This window comes from Pseudomonadota bacterium (assembly GCA_026388275.1).
GTDB lineage: Bacteria > Desulfobacterota > Syntrophorhabdia > Syntrophorhabdales > Syntrophorhabdaceae > JAPLKB01.
In genome coordinates, this window is sequence record JAPLKB010000065.1 from 36,692 (window position 1) to 56,097 (window position 19,406).

A 19,406-nucleotide genomic window follows, 5' to 3' on the forward strand; every position below is an offset into this window, starting at 1 on the left:
TTCGCGCTTTGCGCTTGCTGATTGCGCTGACAGCAGAATCAAAAACCCTGTATGACTGCGATAACTGTCTCGATAACGTCGAAGTTTAGCTTAAAATAGAGTGGCAGACATAATATTCTTCTGGACACGTTCTCAGATATGGGCATCGGATCGTAAGGCACGATTCTTTGATATGTATTGACCGACGGATAGAAATACCTTCGAGGGAAAATGTTCTTCATATTAAGGGCTCTTTCTACTTCGAGGAGTCTCTCCTCTGAATCAAAAACCACCGGCAAATAACTGTAATTCACGGCTTCTTCGTTTATATTCTGAAAAGTAAGAAACCCAATGTCTTTAAGCCTTTCCTTATAAAAGAGATACTTCTCTTTTCGGTCAGCTAATACTTGGTCGTAGTACCTTAAATTGGCGAGCCCTAATGCTGCATGTATTTCAGTCATTTTCCCATTGCAACCATCTTCGACGACATCTTTGGAATTATCATGCCCAAAGAAACGAATCCTCCTAAGTTTTTCATACAATTCATTGTCGTTCGTGATACAAGCTCCGCCCTCGCCTGTATTGAGGAGTTTCGTAGCATGAAAAGACGTGGCAGAAATATCGCCGTATTCGAGCAAGCTCCTCCCTTTATATATGGTGCCAACAGCATGTGCCGCATCATATATCACTCTCAGATTGTACTTCTTAGCTATGGCTTCAATTTCGTCTACGTTACATGCATTTCCAAAAACATGAACCGGCATTATTGCGCTGGTTTGAGGAGTGAGTTTTTCTTCAATTTTGGCAGGATCAATATTTAGAGTTCTGGCATCAATATCGGCAAATATAGGTGTACAATTCTCCCATATGATAGCGCTTATCGTTGCCACCCATGTAAAGGGAGTAGTGATTATTTCACCTTTTAGACCCAATGCTTTTATGGCAAGCTGTATGGCAATAGTGCCATTTGTCACGGCTACTATTTGTTTGATATTGAGTACTTTTAATAATTCCTTTTCAAGTTGCTGCACCAAAGGTCCGTTGTGTGTCAGCACCCCTCGTTTCCATACGCCTTTCAGGAGTTCCATGTAATCCTCTAATGGGGCCAATGAAGGCTGTGTAACATAAATTGGTTTATTGTTTTTCATTCGCTTTTCCTCGTAATTCTTCAATAAGTCTACCTTGATTGATATTTTGAACATACTCCATTTCTATTCCCGTGCCGTTTATAATGATCTGGTGAAAATACCTTAGCATATTTTCAAAATGATTATCTGGCTCAACTTCAATGGTCTCTTTTCCTGAAAGTGTTTCAAGTATTATTTCAGGAGCATAACCTGGTGGTGCAGTAAATATCCTGTTAGTATAAATTTTGCCTTTGCTGCCCCATAAATCCAGGTTGCATTGATAAAAGTTATCAAATCCAAAAGCAATTTCGGCGAAATTTACCCCGTTGTTTTGTTTAAGATATGCCCCTCCCCAAATATCCACTTCTCTTTCAGGATCGAAGGTAAGGCTTGCTGCCTCGACAGCCAAGTCATCGCCCAGGAAATATTGCGCAATCTTGATCAAATAAGCGCCTGCATCCAGAAGGGCACCGCCACCCAATTCCTTTTGGTATCGGATGTTTTCAACATCAGGGAAGGGTGGAAACCCAAAAGAACTTTTGAGACATCTCAATTCACCGATTATCCCATCGCAAATGATTTGCTTTATGATAGCTAACTGACGGTGAAATCTGAACTGAAAGTTTTCAACCAATGCAAGTTTTTTTCGTTTCGCAAGTATATTCAGGTGAATTATCTCTTCATGGGTACAAGCCAACGACTTTTCAACCAATACATGTAAGTTATGACCAAGAGCTTTCTCAATCCACTCTCTATGCATGGAATTTGGCAGGGGTATATAGACAGCATCTATCTGATCTGATTTTAGTAATGAGTCATAACTAAAATAAGCTTGCGTATCAAACTTAGCAGCAAATCTTTGTGCCTTTGCTCCATTTCGGCTGGCTATTCCAGTTAGCGTGTACTGATCTGCTAAACTCTTAATGGCGGGTATTACAAATTTATCCGCTATGCTGGCACAGCCTATAACGCCTATGTTCGTAGGTTTGGTCGTAATCATATAAAAGAAACCGCTGCGATCAAACTGCGTGCCTGAATATTCAGATAGTTATTGAATTTTAAGAAGGTATATAATTGATGTAACGTCATCCATATATAGTGTTGTGGGAGATCTATCGGCACTTCATCATCAGCTATTACAATCATATTACGGTTCTGCTCATGGAAAAACCGGCCTCCTTCTTCGGACTGCAACGTATCAAACACAACCTGCCCTGGTTTGGCTTTCAACACGTAGTCAAGGAATGGCAATGCACCTTCTTTTGTTTGACGGTAGTTTCCTGTCAGACACTGAACTGTTGGTGCAAATTCGACAATATCATGGTTGCCGCATTCTAATTTAGCCTGAATCGCAAAGTGCAACAATCCATTAATCTCCTTAACAACAAATGCACAGAGACCTTCCTGAGCTGGCTCAATCAATGGTTGGTTCCATTTGGCTACTTCACGGTTGCCGATCTCTATATCAACAGCAATGACTTTGAAGTATTTGCATGCTTCATGATAAATCATATCTTCAGCAAATATCCAATGTCGTAATTGATCAAGAGGGATATTGGTCACCTCCAGATCATAAACGCTTTTTAGTTTTGTCAAGAAAGAAATAATCTCGTCAATATTATGCAAAGCCCCGTTTGCAGTCAGTGCCGATTTTAAAAAGAGTCTTCCAAAGGAATTTGTGCTTCGATCACTCCCCAAAAAGCTATAAAAGTCAACAACCTCTTCATCAAAAGAACCAAAGGGGATACCCGATATGACTGTACGGGTATCCATATTCACCAAGTTATCATATTGCATCAGTTCCTTGATTTGCGCAAGGGTAAGCCATACGAAATTATCATAAACAGGTATATCTTCACCTACACTAATAATAATATTTCTGTTTCTCTTTTTCAGGAAGCGGGCCCCCTGTTCTGATTGTATCTGATCAAGTAGAATTTCCCATGGTTTTGCGTGTTGAAAATATTCAAGATACAAAGGTTTTTTTCCTGTATGGACCTGAGTATAATTACTTCTTGTAGCCTGCAACGATGGTGATAGTTGGACATGGTTTACGTTCCCCGGTTCAATTTTAGCCTGCATAAGGAAATGCAATACTCCGTCAAATTCTTTAGTAATAATACCAAGATAGCCAATTTCAGGTTGATTGATAATTGGCTGATCCCATTCGGGTACCATACCCCAATTTGTCTTTATGCGAATTCCGTCTATGGCAAAAAATTTGCCGGTTTTGTGTTGTATATTTCCTTTTTGCAAATTGATACTCCACTGATCCAATTGATCAAATCGTATTTTCTCTATGGATACTCTTACTCTTTCATTTTGTTCTACAAGCCAGTCAATAATTTGAGAGGAAGCTTTGAATTGACCTTCCCTGACAAAAGCGCTCTTTAGAAAACGATACATTGTCGGGAATATTTCCGAATGAGTTTTCATTTTTTTAACTTTCTATTTTGATGAACTGAAATTCTCTTTGAGACAAAGGCAACCAGATAATTTTAAAAGACTTGCATAATGGAAGAGAAACAACTGTGAATAATGGGCTGCAATTCCCACTTCCTCACCCTCACTGACACTTATTGCCCTTCACCAACTTGATATATCGGATGGTGTGCTTAAAATATCTGCAATCCTATTGGCAGCTTGCCCATCACCGTAAGGATTACGTGCCATACTCATGCGACGGTAGGCCGTCTCGTCATTAAGTAAGAGCGAAACCTCGCTGATGATCTTTCCCCTGTCAGTGCCTACCAATTTCACACTGCCAGTATCAACTGCTTCAGGACGTTCCGTGGTCTCTCGCATGACAAGGACCGGTTTACCCAGCGATGGAGCCTCTTCTTGTATACCTCCTGAATCGGTGAGGATTAAGGTCGCTCGAAGCATCATAGCGACAAAAGGTAAATAGGGTAATGGCTCAATAAGGTGAATATTCTTGTGTTTGGCAGATCTAAGGATTCGATTAACAGGCTCACGCACATTTGGGTTTAGATGGACTGGGTAGACGAAGTTTACTTCCGGAAAGCGAAGAGCCAATTCTATGATGGCTAAGCAGATTGCTTCAAAAGCTACTCCGAAGTTTTCGCGGCGGTGCCCGGTGATAAGAACGAGTGGGGTTTTATTCGATTCTACCATCATTCCTGGATCGATGCCTGGAATATGCGGAGGAAAGATCTTCACCCTCTCTGCTGCCATAAGGAGGGCATCAATGACTGTGTTACCAGTTACAAAAACAATTTCTTGAGAAATGCCTTCACTGATGAGGTTTTGACGACTTGCTTCGGTCGGGGCAAAATGGAGAGCGGCAAGATGTGAAGTGAGGACGCGATTTGCTTCTTCAGGCCACGGAGAATACAGATTATGTGTTCGAAGCCCTGCCTCAACGTGCCCTACCGGAATCCTATTATAAAATGAAGCAAGGGTCCCGCAAAACACGGTCGTTGTGTCCCCCTGAACAAGAACCATATCCGCTTTGTCATCTTCCAAATAGTCAGTGAGGGTTCTTATAGCCCGGGCTGTAAAGTCACCAAGCGTCTGACGCTCTTTCATAAGATTCAGGTCGGTATCTGGGACTATTCCAAATACCTCCAGGACTTGATCGAGCATCTCGCGGTGCTGAGCGGTAACACACACCCTGGTATCCAGTTCAGGATGTTCTTTCAGAGCTAGAATAACTGGCGCTAATTTAATAGCTTCAGGTCTTGTACCAAGTATGACTGTTATCTTCTTTCTTTGCTTCATTGATTTGATTCCCTTCGATCGGTCTATGGTTTTCAGAATCCCTCCAAATTGTACATCAACTTTGGTGTCCACGAAAACAAGCATACATTCAGTTCTCCGGGCTTCAGTTTTGGGACCGGAACAGGCATGTAGGCATAGTTCAAAGAGCCTATCTGTGTTCCAGCCATTTTCAGACCCTTATTCTTGAATTCTGTTATTTCGATTCCACCTTCGGGTTTTCACTGAATTGTGGCTGGTATTGTGTGTGCGTTATAGACAAACCCTTGCAGAAAAATAGTGAAAACAAACAAAAAAACCACTAGTGTAATTGATATGTTAAGAGTTCGCGTTTTCATACCATTGCCTCTTGATTATTTCAACACCAATACTCATGTTAGCCCTTATTTATTTTAATCAAGTTTATGAGGTATTGACCGTATCCGTTATTGGCCATTGGCTGCACCAATTTCCAAACCTGCTCGGCATCAATATACCCCATTCGATAAGCTACTTCTTCAAGACAAGCAACTTTAAGCCCCTGCCTGTTTTCGATGGCCTCTATAAAGGTTGATGCCTGGATCAATGATTCGTGGGTTCCCGTATCTAGCCATGCAATGCCCCTTCCCAGGGTCTCGACATTCAATTCGTTCCATCCAAGATATGTACGGTTTACATCAGTAATTTCAAGTTCACCGCGTGTCGATGGCTTCAAATTGGCGGCAATGTCCACCACCCGGTTGTCATAAAAATAGAGGCCTGTCACAGCCCAATTGGATTTCGGGACCTTGGGCTTTTCCTCCAAGCAGTCCGCCTTTCTATCTTTCGTGAAACTAACAACGCCGTAACGTTCTGGATCTTTTACCCAATAAGCAAAGACTGTAGCGCCAGATTCAGCGGCCATAACTCTTTTCAAAATTTCCACCAGACCTTGACCGTAAAAGATGTTATCGCCAAGTATCAAGCAACAGCGATCATTCTTGATGAAATTATGCCCGATAATGAAGGCCTGGGCTAGTCCTTCGGGTTTTGGTTGCTCTGCATAGGTAAATCGGATACCCCACTGAACGCCGTTGTCCAGTAATTTTTCGTAGATTGGTAAGTCCGTTGGTGTTGATATGATCAGGATTTCCCTGATGCCTGCAAGCATAAGGACGGATAAAGGATAATAGATCATCGGCTTGTCATATATCGGCAGAAGCTGCTTGCTTACTACCTTTGTGATGGGATGTAATCTGGTTCCGGAACCACCTGCGAGAATTATTCCCTTCATATCTTCCTCGATTCAATCTTCCTTATTTATTTTCGTGGCTTATGTGAGTTTCAATCTGAACTCATGACATGTATTGTTCTTTTATCCAAGCCTGGTATGCTCCGCTTCTTACATCATTTATCCAAGTTTGGTTTTCCAAGTACCAAGTGATTGTTTTTCTAAGTCCTGTAGCAAAAGATTCCTGCGGTTTCCAAGTGAATGTTTCACGCATTTTGGAGAAATCTATGGCGTACCGTCTGTCATGGCCTGGGCGATCCTTGACGAAAGTAATCAGATTCTTTCTGGGCTGTTTGTTAGAAGGTGGAATTACTTCATCCAAAATGTTGCAAATCATCTCCACAATGACAATATTTTCTATTTCCGAATTACCACCAATATTGTATGTTTCACCATAATTCCCAGAATTTATGATCTTCCATATGGCATCGCAATGATCCCGCACATAAAGCCAGTCCCGAACATTTTTCCCATCGCCATATATAGGCAGAGGCCTTGCCTCAAGGGCATTCATTATACTCAAAGGAATCAGTTTTTCCGGAAACTGGTAAGGTCCATAATTATTCGAGCAGTTTGAAATGGTTGTAGGAAGACCATATGTCTCATGGTAAGCACGTACCAGATGATCTGATGATGCCTTGGATGCGGAATAAGGGCTGTTTGGTCTGTATGGGGTTTCTTCTGTGAAAAATCCGGTTGGGCCAAGACTGCCGTAAACCTCATCTGTACTGATATGATGGAAGTGGATAAAATCACTGCTTGCTGCTCTGGCGCACTCCAGAAGGTTAAAAGTCCCTACGATGTTGGTAAATATGAAGTTGTCCGGCCGTTTGATGGATCGGTCAACGTGTGATTCAGCGGCAAAATGGCAAACAGCATCTACGTTATAACGATTAAATATATCTTGTATCTTTTCTGAATCACATATATCTGCTTTTTCAAATAGATAACGATTCGGATGCATTTGTTCAATATCTCGAAGGCTCAAAGGATTTCCTGCATAGGTCAGACTATCTACATTGATGATTCTACCTTTAAAATCAATTTCTTCAACGAGATAACGAATAAAATTGCTGCCGATAAAACCACAACCACCTGTTACCATTAAGTTAGTAAACTTCATCTAAAATTCTTCCTTTCTTAATTTTTTAATCTCAAGATTTTAAATTGTTCCGGTTGCAAAAAGTATTATCCATGATGATTTAATAGTTTGAGATCGGATTAAGCCTTTGTATTTATTGGCTTAAGGTAGAATACACTTATTGCTGTAGAATGTTTAATATGGTATTGGGAACCATGAATAATATTCATCGGTTTATTCATCATTAAGCATTAACAATTAAACATTGATTTGGAGTTGCTCCTATCAAACCGGACACCCCTCTAATTTATCTAATGCTCTCCTGTGCTTCCTCGGTGATTTCATTTTACAAATCCCTGCATGAAGAGTCCTTTTGATATATAAAAAACAGCGTTTCTCATGTAATTATGCGTGAAAAATGCAGCTGTTTTTTGATTTTACAATGTTGCGTGTATCCACTACCGGTATTCCAAATGACTTGAAATCAATTACACGGTACTCGTCATGGGGTGTGGCTATAAGAATAAGGTCATAATCATCGCTGATAGGAACTGATTTTCTATTGGCAAACTGAGGAAATTCCCTGACATGTTTGATAACAGGCACATATGGATCATTAAAATCTACTTTTGCTCCAAGCTCTTCTAATTTCTCTATAAGATGATATGAAGGTGACTCTCTGTCATCATCCACATTGCCTTTGTAGGCAAGACCGAGAAGAAGAACTTTTGAACCTTTTACGGGTTTCCCAATATTATTGAGTACTTTTGTTACTTTGGAGACTACATAATCCGGCATGGCTGTATTTATCTCTCCGGCAAGTTCTATGAAACGGGTCGCGAAATCATATTGCCGCGCTTTCCATGTAAGATAAAAGGGGTCAATGGGTATACAATGGCCGCCGAGTCCCGGCCCGGGGTAAAATGCCTGGAAACCAAAAGGCTTGGTTTTTGCTGCATCAATGACTTCCCATATATCAATATCCATTTTATCAAAGAGCATTTTCAGTTCGTTGACAAGTGCAATATTGACAGACCGATATATATTTTCAAGGAGTTTTGTCGCCTCTGCAGCACGGGTCGAGGAGACAGGCACTGTCTTTAATATAATGGTGTCATAAAGAGCTTTTGCCACTTCAAGACATTTTTCTGTATAGCCACCTACCACTTTTGGGACAGTGCGAAGGCAGAAATCTTTGTTATTTGGGTCTTCTCTTTCCGGAGAGAATGCAAGGTGAAAATCTGTTCCTGCTTTGAGACCGGCCTTTTCAAGTATATCCTTCATATCGTCATCTGTTGTACCGGGGTAAGTAGTTGATTCAAGGATGATGCGCTGTCCTTTTTGAAGATATCCGGCAATGGCCCTGGTTGTGTTGAATACAAAGCTCATATCAGGTTCACGGTTTTTGTTAAGAGGGGTAGGAACACAGATAAGAATACAATCCATTTTTTGAAGCAACGAGAAATCATTTGTTGCTTCAAAAAATTTTGAATGTTGAATGTTTGATGTTGAATTATTAAGAGATTTATCGAAAAGGGGAGAAACATCAATATGCTTGATATATCCTTTTCCTTCCCGGAGCATCCTTACTTTTTCAGTATCCACATCGAATCCTGTGACAGGGAACCCTGCCTTACAGAATTCAATCACAAGAGGCAGGCCAACGTAACCGAGGCCGATAACGCCTATACGAGCTTGTTTGGTATTAATTTTCTCCAGTAGATCCATAAAAACTCCTTTTCAATGCAATTTTTAATTTTTAATGTTTAATGTTGAATAACAACTATTAATAAGGCGATTTACTCAATATTTCATTTATATCAAAACTTCGTCGCGGCGAAATTGATAGTTAACTTAGCGTAATATCAACAGTATTTACAGGCCTACCGTAGCGGTGGTCTCTTTGAGCTTTATTTCCACTGCATCCTTGATCGCGTTTGTTATGGTCTGAAGCTCCTGTCTGTCAGGCTCACTCCATTTGTTGAGACTAAGTTTGTTTATTTTTATTGTAATATTTTGCAGTGCCTCAAGCATTATTTGCGCCTCAGGCTTCTTTTGCTTTTGCCTTTCCTCTTTGAGTTCTTCAGGGGAGAGGTTTTTGCGGCAATATTTCTGATACTGGCTTATCATGGAACTTTCCTGTTTGCTTCGGGCAATTTCCACAAGGACCCTCTTTGGAACAGAGGGGTTATTACGGCATTCATCTCTGATCTGCTGAGGGAGGCGGTTGAGAGATAATGTCTCGGATATGGTGGAAACGGCCTTACCAAGCATATTTGAAAGATCTTCCTGCTTATATGAGTGCTCCTTCATTATTCGGTCCATGGCCTCTGATTCTTCAATAGGAGTTAAATCCTGCCTGAGGAGGTTTTCCACGAGCGCGATCTCTGCATAGTTGCCCTCAACAAAAATTGCAGGCAGTTCGGTGATACCAGCTTTCTGAGCGGCAAGACAGCGGCGTTCACCGGCAACAAGATAAAGGCTTTGATTACTGTCCTGGCGGAACAGGACGGGTTCCAGCACGCCATATTGCTTGACGGAAGCGGTAAGTTCATCAAGGGCCTGAGCATCCACATATTTTCGCGGCTGATCAGGATCGGAATTGAGAGATGCAATATGGATGGAGTACAACTTACCTTTAACATAACCTGATTTACTTTTGGCTGTCATAAAACCCCCATATTAAAAGCAATGTTGAATGTTTAATGTTGAATGTTTAATGTTTGTTCCCTGTGACAAGGTGATTAATTTCATAAAATTTGTTGATTTTGTGATAGGCTACCGCCACAGCGATTTGTCTCGCAGGTCCAGGGTGTTGAAATGAATGAGTGTAGCAAGCAAATCCATGTTAGAAAAATAACTACATGTTCCTATATCTGTTTGAAATATTATCGGCAGCACCTAATTTACCTTAAGTCTTAGTCTGATGTAAATTACTCTTTTACTTTATAAATAGTGCTATGACTTTCGGTATCAGCACGATGGGCAGTAAGATCAGCAGCTACTCCATCAATCTTTTTTTCTACTCTGTTAATTTCTTTTTTGAGAGATATTTCCAGTCCATCTATTTTAGCATCAAGTTTATCATGTACTCCGTCTATTTTTTTATCAAGTTTATCGTGCACTCCATCAATCTTTACATCGAGCTTGTTATATACACCATCAATCTTTACATCAAGTTCGTTATGTACTCCATCAATTTTTTTATTTAGGGTGTCTATTTTAAAATCTACAAACTCAAACTTGTCGTTCATCTCTGCTCGCATTTGTTTTATCTCGTGATGTAGACCTGCATTACCCTCAAGCACCAGCTCAAACTTTTCTTTGATATCTTCCAAAAGTATTTCCAGATTATCTTTCTCCATTACTTACCCCCATAAAGAAATGTAACGACTAAAGATCATTGTTTATTCTTTAGCTCCGGCCTGACTGCTTGATGAGGTATACCATTCTATGGTTTTTCTCAAGCCTTCTCCGAAGCTTGTTTTTGTTCTGAAGTTGAATTCGTTGAATGCTCTCGTGGTATCAAGTATCCTTCTTGGTTGACCATCAGGTTTTGAAGTATTCCAGAGAACCTGACCTCTGAAATCCATAAGTTCAACAATGAGATCAACAAGGCTTCTGATGGAAATTTCAAAGCCTGCACCTATGTTGCAGGGTGCGCTGCTGTTGTATTTTTCTGTTGCCAGTATGATTGCTTCAGCGGCATCTTCAACATAGAAAAACTCCCTGGTTGCGTTGCCGGTACCCCAGATATCAACAATAGTGAATAGTGGATAGTGAATAGTGGATAGTGAATTGTTTGAGGCGGCTGGAACGGAAATACCATAGTGCTTGAGTACAGTAATAATTACATCTGGCGAAGAGTCTTTTTTGATTTCATAGATATGGCCATCAATATCAACCGGACCGTCTCCGTTCCAGATAAAATCTTTCCTGATTGAGTCATAAGAACCAGCAGAAAGGAGGTTGGCAAGGTAAAACTTGCGGATAAGTGCCGGAATCACATGAGATGATTTAAAGGTAAAGTTGTCACCGGGGCCGTAAAGGTTGACCGGAAGCAGGAATATTGAGTTGAAACCATACTGCTGCCTGTATGCCTGAGACTGGACAAGCATCATTTTTTTGGCAAGGCCATAAGGGGCGTTTGTCTCTTCGGGATAACCGTTCCATATATCATCTTCTTTAAATGGTACAGGAGTGAATTTTGGATAGGCACATATGGTTCCAAGTGCAACAAATTTATCAATTTTATGGAGATATCCTTCGTGGAGAAGCTGTATTCCCATCATGGCGTTTTCATAGAAAAGCGATGCCGGATTTTCTTGATTAAATCCTATGCCTCCTACTTTTGCTGCAAGATGAATGACAATATCAGGATTTGTTTCAATATACAGACGGCGCACATCGTTGATGTCAACCAGATTGTATTCGGGCAGATCAGCCACAATAATGTTTTTGTAGCCCTTCTCCTTCATTTGATGAATCAGGTGGGTTCCTAAGAAACCTTTGCCACCGGTTATCGTGATTTTTTTATTAAACAGTGTTGAATCTCCTATTTTGATGGAAGATGGACGATGGAAGATGGACGAGATAATTCTATGGGCATTACAAATTTATTATTTGCAAAAATTGTCAACTTTTTTCTCCATCACGTTAAGCATAGCAAAAATATGTTCATAGGCTTCGTCGAGCTTTCCGAACAATTCCCCATTTATATAGTTGCATTTGCAAGCAAATTCCAGCCATGTCTGTGTCTCTGATGCTTCTTGAGATGCATCGGTCAGTTTATTCAGAAAAACAGCTTTGTAACGTCTTTTGCGCCATCCTTCTGATAAATTTGAACAGACTGATCTTGATGATCTTCGAATCTGGTCTGTTAAGGAATATGTCTCATCCTTAGGGAAACTTTTTGATATTTCAAATATTAGCATTGCAGTATCAAATGCCTTTTTATATACATCCAAATCTCTTACACTGTTTATTCTACTTGTAACTTTTTTGTCCATCGTCATAGCCTGTGTTGGCAGGCGATCTTCCCTCGCCTATCGTCTATCGTTTACTTAATGTTCCCGTATCTGCTCATATACAGAAAAGTTATGGTTTGTATAACCAAAACCCTTACGCTTTGATGCTTCAAGACCTTCACGTGCAGAAGTTAGTCCTACCATTTGTACGTCGCAGTCTATCATGATTTTTACAAGTTCATCAAAGGTAACTCTGGGCTCCCAACCAAGCTTTTCTTTTGCCTTTGATATATCTGCCTGCAAGGCCTCTACTTCTGTAGGTCTGAAGTAACGTGGATCAACGCGGACAAGAATAGTTCCAGGGGTTACATGTTCCCATGTGGATGATGCTACAATTCCAACCTCATCCTGGCCTTCTCCTTTCCAGTCAAGAATAATACCCATATAAGAAAAGGCTTTATCAACAAACTCTCTTACAGAGTAACTTTTTCCTGTGCCTACAACATAATCATCAGGTTTTTCCTGCTGGAGCATAAGCCACATCATTTCAACGTATTCAGGGGCAAATCCCCAATCCCGTTTTGAATTCATGTTCCCGAGATAAAGTGTCTTCTGATTGCCGGTAAGTATATTTGCTACAGCTCTTGTAATCTTGCGAGTTACAAAGGTTTCGCCTCTTCGTGGTGACTCGTGATTGAAAAGAATACCGTTACAGGCAAAGAGATTATATCCCTCTCGGTAATTTATGGTCATCCAGTATGAATATATTTTTGCGGCTGCATAAGGGCTTCTCGGATAGAATGGACTTTTTTCATTTTGCGGAGGAGGTGTGCCGCCGAATAACTCTGATGAGGATGCCTGATAGTATTTCGTAGTGATGCCACTTCTGCGGATGGCTTCAAGGAGTCTTGTTGTCCCCAGCGCAGTCGAATCTCCTGTATATTCTGGCATATCAAAACTTACGCGCACGTGACTCTGAGCTGCAAGATGATACACTTCATCGGGCTGAATGTTGTAGATAATATGGCCGAGTTGACCACCGTCGGAAAGATCGCCGTAATGAAGGAAGAGTCGTGCACCTGGCTGATGGGGGTCAGCATAAATATGATCTATCCTGCCGGTATTGAAAGTGCTTGCTCTCCTTATAATACCATGAACTTCATAACCCTTGGAAAGAAGAAATTCTGCCAGATATGATCCATCCTGTCCGGTAATTCCTGTTATTAGTGCTTTTTTCATATTGGACCCTTATATATATTGATTTTAAATAAATAAAAGCAGTTTTTAACGTTTAGTAAATAACAATATCCCGGACCATTTACGTGTATATGTTCAAACAGTCCGGGATGATATTTTCAGTTGAACTCAAGGCTCAGAAAAATTGCCTAATTAAACTTGTCAGATGCTACTGTTTCCTTTCCCAATCCCAGGCTGTTTTGATAATGAATTCAAGATCATCGTGTCTTGGTGCCCAGCCCGTCGTGCTGCGGAGGCGGGAGCTATCAGCCACGAGTGCAGGGGGATCGCCGGCCCGTCTAGGTGAATTTTCCACAGGAAAATCAATACCTGTAATTTTCTTTGCGATACCCACAACATCATTTACGGAAAATCCGTGACCGTAACCGCAGTTCATTTGCCCTGTCCTGCCAGTATCCATTAGATAACTTAAGGCGCGGATATGTGCATCAGCAAGATCATTAACATGGATATAGTCTCGTATACATGTGCCGTCAGGTGTGGGATAGTCTGTTCCGTAAATAAAGAGTTTCTGAAATTCGCCTTTTGCTGTTTTGAGTGCACGGGTAATCAGATGGGTTGCTTCTTTATAGACCTGGCCTATTGTGCCATCCTGATCTGCCCCGGCAACATTGAAGTAACGGAGAGCAATATATTTGAAGTCTCCTGCTAATGAGAAGTCTTTCAAAATCCTTTCTACAATAAGTTTTGAGGCTCCGTATGGATTAATAGGGTCTAATGGAGCGTCTTCATTCACAGGTATTTTTTCCGGTATTCCATAAACTGCGGCTGTAGAGGAATATATGAGATACTTTATGTTGTTGGCTGCCATCGAATCGAGAAGATTCAAAGTGTTTATCACGTTGTTGCGATAATATTTAAGAGGTTCCCTGACAGATTCTTCGACCTGAATTGATGCTGCAAAGTGTATAACTGCATCCGGTCGGAATGAATTCAAAACACCATCTATTGCTAAGCGGTTATCGAGATCATCTTTTACCAGCCTTCCATAAAGTATTGCCCACTCATGGCCAGTAGAGAGGTTATCAAACACGACAATATCATGACCTGCCTGTCCTAATGCTTTTACAACATGGCTTCCTATATATCCTGCTCCACCAGTCACCAGTATTTTCATAATAGATCCTTATTATATGGACTAACCTGCGGCATACGGGCAGGGTGTTAAAGTTAAAAACAAAAAGTTTTTTGCATCAAGATAACGAGAATTTTCAATAGAAATTAAAACGATGATTCAGCGTTGTTGCATCAAGCTACCTTGTAAAAAACAATCTCCAAAATTCCTTCTTCATGCTCTAAATGTTATTTACGGGGGTGTCAAACCGTTTTGAATAGCAAATCTTACAAGTCCGGGTAGATCATTAATATTCAGCTTTTCCATTATTCGATAACGATATGTGTTAACAGTTCTTATAGATATACACAAAATAGCGGCAATATCTGCGCTTGTTTTTCCTTCTACTACGAGTTGCAGCACTTCTTTTTCACGTATGCTGAGATCAAAGAGCGGGCTATTTTGTGTCATGGAGTTTGCCTTATTAATATAATCTTCCACAAGCTTTTCGGATATCCTTTTTGACAGATATCTATGCCCGCTGTTGACAGCACATATTGCGTTCATAACATCCCTGCTGACATATTCAGCCAATATGCAGCCAGCGACACCGACACGCAATAAACTTATGACCTCTTCATTGGTTGTTTGCATAGCTATAATGATGATTTGAATCGTAGGACAATTCTTTCGAATCGCCCTAATGGTTTCTATCCCGCTTCTGAACTGTCCACTGATATTTAAAATAACAACATCAGGACAATGTTCTGCCAATTGCTGCAATATATCATTCCCGTGTGTAGAATTGCCTACCACAATTAAACCTTCTTTGCTTTCCAAAAGGATCTTCATGCCATCACGAATGATTGTACAGTCATCTATAAGGTAGACTTTGATGTCCATTTTAATCCATATTTATTTGGTTTGATAGGCTACCGCCGTTACAGCTTCTTGAACTGTTCTTCAAAACAATAATTTTTTTCTCCACGTAATACATTGTTTAACGGACTACAAAGTATTGCATAATTATAATAATATGTATGTAGGATTTATTATACATTTTTTGTAGGATTTCCAAATTTTAAGATTTTACTTCATTAAGAGGGGCTAACCCGTTCTGTATAGCGAATTTAACTAGGCCTGGTATATCAAATATCTCCAGTTTTTCCATCATTCGATATCTATATGTGTTTATTGTTTTTGGAGAAAGATGTAGAGCCTCCCCGATTTCAATACTTGACTTACCCTCAACAATAAGCTGCAAAACCTCCCATTCACGTTGACTTAGAACGGACAGTGAATTTTTATCTTCGTCGTTATTATCCTGTTGCGAAACATAACTATCGATGATCTGATCTGATATTGCGTCACTAAAAAAACGTCCCCCTTCATGAACAATGCGGATAGCCTCTATAACATCCTGACCAGCAGATTCTTTCAATACATAACCTTTTGCGCCGGCTTTAACCGCTCGGAAAAGTTTATCAAGACCGGTATGCATTGACAGTATTATAACATGTGTATTATGACAGGTTTCGGTGATGTTTTGTGTCGCTTCTATTCCATTAAGCTCCGGCATTGTAATATCGAGTAGAGCAATATGAGGCTGTATCTTTTTTATCTGGCGTATTGCATCACGTCCGTTCGATGACATACCGACTACCTTAATGTCAGGCTGTGCCTCCAGCAAAAGCTTAAGGCCGTCTCTTACGATTGCATGATCATCCGCAATAAATACATTTATTTCTTTCATTGTCATCGTATCTCTACAATAATATTTGTTCCTTTTCCAGGATTGGATGCAATGCTACATAATCCATTCATAATCTTTGCCCTTTCAATCATACCGGAAATGCCAAAATGCCCTTGTTTTGCTTTATCTGTAAGCAATAAAGGGTCAAAGCCTACTCCATTATCAGCAACAGAGATTCGTATTTTATCTTTATCTTTAGTTATTTCAACCTTTGCAAGCGTTGCTTTAGAATATTTGGCTATATTTGATAATGCCTCCTGAACGATGCGGAATAGTTCAAGTTCCTCAGACGGAGGTATACGTGGCAGATCATCATCAAATATTATTTCTACCGGTATATTTGTCCATGCAGTAAATCTCTCTATGTATTGTTTGACCATTTCAAGAAGACTGGAGTTGTCGGACGATGTTCTTAAAGTGCTAACTATCTCCCGAATAAGTTGGCTGGTTTGTTTTACTAAATCGATGGTTTCATCTATGCGACGTTCAACATTTTGATCCCCGGAAAGACCATGTTGATTCTTTAACATATTAAGATTGATGCCAAGAGCCGTAAGATTTGAGCCGATTTGGTCATGCAATTCACGGGCAAGCTTATTTCTCTCCGTTTCTTTTGCCTCTTTCAATTGTATGCTCATACCTTTTATTTTTTCTCTATAGCGCTCAATATCCTTATTAAGCTGTGTGTTATAAATGGCAGCACTCATTTGTTTACAGATGGAGATTAAAATCCTGTAATCTGATTTATCTAATTTCTGGCTTGAAGGTATAGTAATGTTCATAACCCCCAAAGTCTTATCTTTAGATATTAGTGGTATACAAATATCCTTATGTGAAAATTTGTATTGCGCTTTCTTAGTATGTCGTTCATCGTCCTCGCTATTATTTGAGATGATTATACGACCAAGGCCGGCAGCAAGACCGCATAGACATTCGCCTATTTTTACAGGCTTATCACTGCAACCCCTTTTTATATTTGCACCACGATAATCAGTCAAAACAAGATCATCGGAATCTTTATCAAGCAAGAATATATTAGCCACATAGTTCGGTTTATAAAACTTCAATTTTGTTATCTCGTTAAGCGCATTACGAAAAACATCATCCAGGTCTTCTGATTTATTGATTATATTTGATATTCTTCTAAGTGATGTTAATGCCTTAAGTTGCCGGTCAGTTTCTTGCTGCATTTTGAAGCTCATTACTATTTTATTGCCCATATGAGCCGCAATGATTTTTAAAGTATTCCTGCTATGATAAGGGATCATGTCTTTTGTGTGGGAAGCAACACATAAACATCCCAAAACACCATTACGATTAGTCCGTATTGGAATCATTGACAATGTATTTATTTTTTCCTTTTCACATTCTTCTTTCAGGTAAAAATTTTTATGTTTTGATAATGAAATGAATAACGGCCTTCCTTTCATGATAGAACGCCATAACGTTGAATCAGGCTGGAAAGACCTTATTTTTTTAATCATTTCATTTGATATTCCGGAACAATAAGATAATTTAAGACAATTGTTATCGTCAATATTGAAAATTGCGCCACAATCCATATCGGCTGCCATCATAGCCGCATCAACAGACAATGAGCTTACCTGCTCCAATGTAGTTGTAACTGACAACTTGCATACAAGTTCAAATAAAACATGTTGTTGTATGTGGGCAGGTTCCGTAACTACTATATCTACATTTTCATGCATTGTCCCAAGTTCCCGATCCTTATACCCTCCAATTTGGGTGCATGAGAATCCAAGTCAAAGTTTTCTCACCACAAAAACCCCTTTTGTAGACCTTTTACATTGTAATAATAAGTAGCACAATATATATTTTATTGGAATATTTATCGTATAAATTAATATTAATTTATTATGATAATAATCTGATATTAAATATCATATTATAAGTATAAGACTTTATTATTCAAGCAGAAAAATAAGAAAAAAGCTTAATCTTTTTTGTTCATTTTTAGTTATTTTTTGTTTCATATCTATGCTAACAAACGATTTTCGACACACTCTGGAACATGTCAATGAAAATGAGACACTTTTTCAAAAAATTTAATTCCATCATGATTGTCTGATGCGATAGTCTTTATATCCAAACTTTTTCAACACCTCTATCTTCCCTCTGTCCCTTGTTACTGCAATATCCGGAAGATTAATGCCGTTAAAAGTAGTGTTTTTTACAATGCTATAAAGCGCCATGTCGGTAAAAATAAGCTTATCTCCTCTTTTTAAGGGCTTATCAAAAGAATAATCGCCCATAACATCCCCGGCAAGGCAACTTGGCCCCGCGATTCTGTATGTATATTTCTTTTCATTTGGCAGTGCCGATTTTATTATGTGCGGCCTGTACGGCATTAGCAACACATCAGGCATATGAGCCTCTGCCGATGCGTCTATTATAGCTATTTCCACTCCGTTTTTTACAATATCCAGGACAGAGGAGACCAAGACCCCTGTATTTAAAACACTGGCTTCCCCTGGTTCGAGATATACCTGCACTCCGTATTTTTTCTTGAAGGTATTTATGAGCTTGATGAGACGCTCCAGGTTGTAATCATCACGGGTTATATGATGGCCGCCTCCGAAATTAATCCATTTCAATCCCTTGATGTATGTTCCATAAAGTTTTTCAAAAGATTTCAGCACTCTTTCCAGCACGTCTGAATTTTGCTCGCACAAGGCATGGAAGTGAAGCCCCCTTACCATGTTTGAATACTTCAGGAATTCTTTACTGAATGTATCATGGACTATTCCCAGTCTTGAAAAAGGCGCACAGGGATTATACATATCATTTGTGATCTCAGCATATCCCGGATTAACCCGCAGGCCTATTTCCACGTTTCTTTTTTGGGCTAATTCTCCATACTTTTCAAGTTGATAAAATGAATTGAATATTATGCAGTGGGAATACTTGAGTACCTGCTTGATCTCTCGTTCCTTGTATGCTGCTCCGAAGGTATGTACCTCTTTCCTGAATTCTTCGTAACCGAGCCTTGCTTCATTAAGACCACTGGCGCATGTTCCGTCCATGTATCTGCTCATCATGGGAAAAGTAGCGAAGGTTGCATATGATTTAAGGGCATGAAATATCTTGCAACCTGTGCGGTCCTTTACATATCTCAATATTCGCATGTTTTCTTCCACGAGGGTTTCATCTATGAGATAAACAGGTGTTGCTATTGCACCT

17 protein-coding genes are annotated in these 19,406 nt (G+C 39.8%); all 17 read right to left on the minus strand.

Going from position 1 to position 19,406, the window contains the following annotated elements:
- Nucleotides 1-38: 38 nt before the first annotated feature.
- Nucleotides 39-1,127: a DegT/DnrJ/EryC1/StrS family aminotransferase gene (locus tag NT010_16655; GenBank protein MCX5807672.1), complete on the minus strand. Its 1,089-nt coding sequence runs from the start codon at nt 1,125-1,127 to the stop codon at nt 39-41.
- Nucleotides 1,114-2,106, minus strand: coding sequence for a Gfo/Idh/MocA family oxidoreductase (locus NT010_16660; GenBank protein ID MCX5807673.1), 993 nt, complete (start codon nt 2,104-2,106; stop codon nt 1,114-1,116). Before NT010_16660 ends, NT010_16655 begins: the two co-directional genes overlap by 14 nt.
- Nucleotides 2,103-3,542: an NDP-hexose 2,3-dehydratase family protein gene (locus tag NT010_16665; GenBank protein MCX5807674.1), complete on the minus strand. Its 1,440-nt coding sequence runs from the start codon at nt 3,540-3,542 to the stop codon at nt 2,103-2,105. Before NT010_16665 ends, NT010_16660 begins: the two co-directional genes overlap by 4 nt.
- Nucleotides 3,543-3,692: 150 nt before the next feature.
- Nucleotides 3,693-4,847, minus strand: coding sequence for a UDP-N-acetylglucosamine 2-epimerase (non-hydrolyzing) (wecB, locus tag NT010_16670; protein MCX5807675.1), 1,155 nt, complete (start codon nt 4,845-4,847; stop codon nt 3,693-3,695).
- A 373-nt stretch (nt 4,848-5,220) separates the two neighbouring features.
- Nucleotides 5,221-6,096, minus strand: coding sequence for a glucose-1-phosphate thymidylyltransferase RfbA (gene rfbA / locus NT010_16675; GenBank protein ID MCX5807676.1), 876 nt, complete (start codon nt 6,094-6,096; stop codon nt 5,221-5,223).
- A 61-nt stretch (nt 6,097-6,157) separates the two neighbouring features.
- On the minus strand, nt 6,158-7,216 hold the full coding sequence (gene rfbB, locus NT010_16680; GenBank protein ID MCX5807677.1) for a dTDP-glucose 4,6-dehydratase: 1,059 nt from the start codon (nt 7,214-7,216) through the stop codon (nt 6,158-6,160).
- A gap of 363 nt (nt 7,217-7,579) precedes the next feature.
- Nucleotides 7,580-8,902 (minus strand): nucleotide sugar dehydrogenase, encoded by a 1,323-nt coding sequence (locus NT010_16685; protein MCX5807678.1) that lies wholly within the window; start codon nt 8,900-8,902, stop codon nt 7,580-7,582.
- Between the two features lie 147 nt (nt 8,903-9,049).
- Nucleotides 9,050-9,844, minus strand: a complete 795-nt coding sequence (locus NT010_16690) for a ParB/RepB/Spo0J family partition protein (GenBank protein MCX5807679.1) — start codon at nt 9,842-9,844, stop codon at nt 9,050-9,052.
- Nucleotides 9,845-10,107: 263 nt separating this feature from the next.
- Complete coding sequence (locus tag NT010_16695; GenBank protein ID MCX5807680.1) at nt 10,108-10,539, minus strand: hypothetical protein; 432 nt, start codon at nt 10,537-10,539, stop codon at nt 10,108-10,110.
- Nucleotides 10,540-10,581: 42 nt separating this feature from the next.
- Entirely contained in the window at nt 10,582-11,718 is a 1,137-nt protein-coding gene (locus NT010_16700; GenBank protein MCX5807681.1) for a GDP-L-fucose synthase, read from the minus strand.
- Between the two features lie 75 nt (nt 11,719-11,793).
- Nucleotides 11,794-12,183: a four helix bundle protein gene (locus tag NT010_16705; protein ID MCX5807682.1), complete on the minus strand. Its 390-nt coding sequence runs from the start codon at nt 12,181-12,183 to the stop codon at nt 11,794-11,796.
- 54 nt (nt 12,184-12,237) lie between these two features.
- Nucleotides 12,238-13,380, minus strand: coding sequence for a GDP-mannose 4,6-dehydratase (gmd, locus tag NT010_16710; protein ID MCX5807683.1), 1,143 nt, complete (start codon nt 13,378-13,380; stop codon nt 12,238-12,240).
- A gap of 166 nt (nt 13,381-13,546) precedes the next feature.
- Nucleotides 13,547-14,515 carry a UDP-glucose 4-epimerase GalE gene (galE, locus tag NT010_16715; protein ID MCX5807684.1) on the minus strand — a complete coding sequence of 323 codons (969 nt, stop codon included), beginning with the start codon at nt 14,513-14,515 and terminating at the stop codon, nt 13,547-13,549.
- A 189-nt stretch (nt 14,516-14,704) separates the two neighbouring features.
- On the minus strand, nt 14,705-15,355 hold the full coding sequence (locus NT010_16720) for a response regulator transcription factor (GenBank protein MCX5807685.1): 651 nt from the start codon (nt 15,353-15,355) through the stop codon (nt 14,705-14,707).
- Between the two features lie 178 nt (nt 15,356-15,533).
- Entirely contained in the window at nt 15,534-16,205 is a 672-nt protein-coding gene (locus tag NT010_16725) for a response regulator transcription factor (GenBank protein ID MCX5807686.1), read from the minus strand.
- Nucleotides 16,206-16,207: 2 nt separating this feature from the next.
- Complete coding sequence (locus NT010_16730) at nt 16,208-17,914, minus strand: GAF domain-containing sensor histidine kinase (GenBank protein MCX5807687.1); 1,707 nt, start codon at nt 17,912-17,914, stop codon at nt 16,208-16,210.
- 366 nt (nt 17,915-18,280) lie between these two features.
- On the minus strand, nt 18,281-19,399 hold the full coding sequence (nspC, locus tag NT010_16735) for a carboxynorspermidine decarboxylase (protein ID MCX5807688.1): 1,119 nt from the start codon (nt 19,397-19,399) through the stop codon (nt 18,281-18,283).
- Nucleotides 19,400-19,406: the final 7 nt, after the last annotated feature.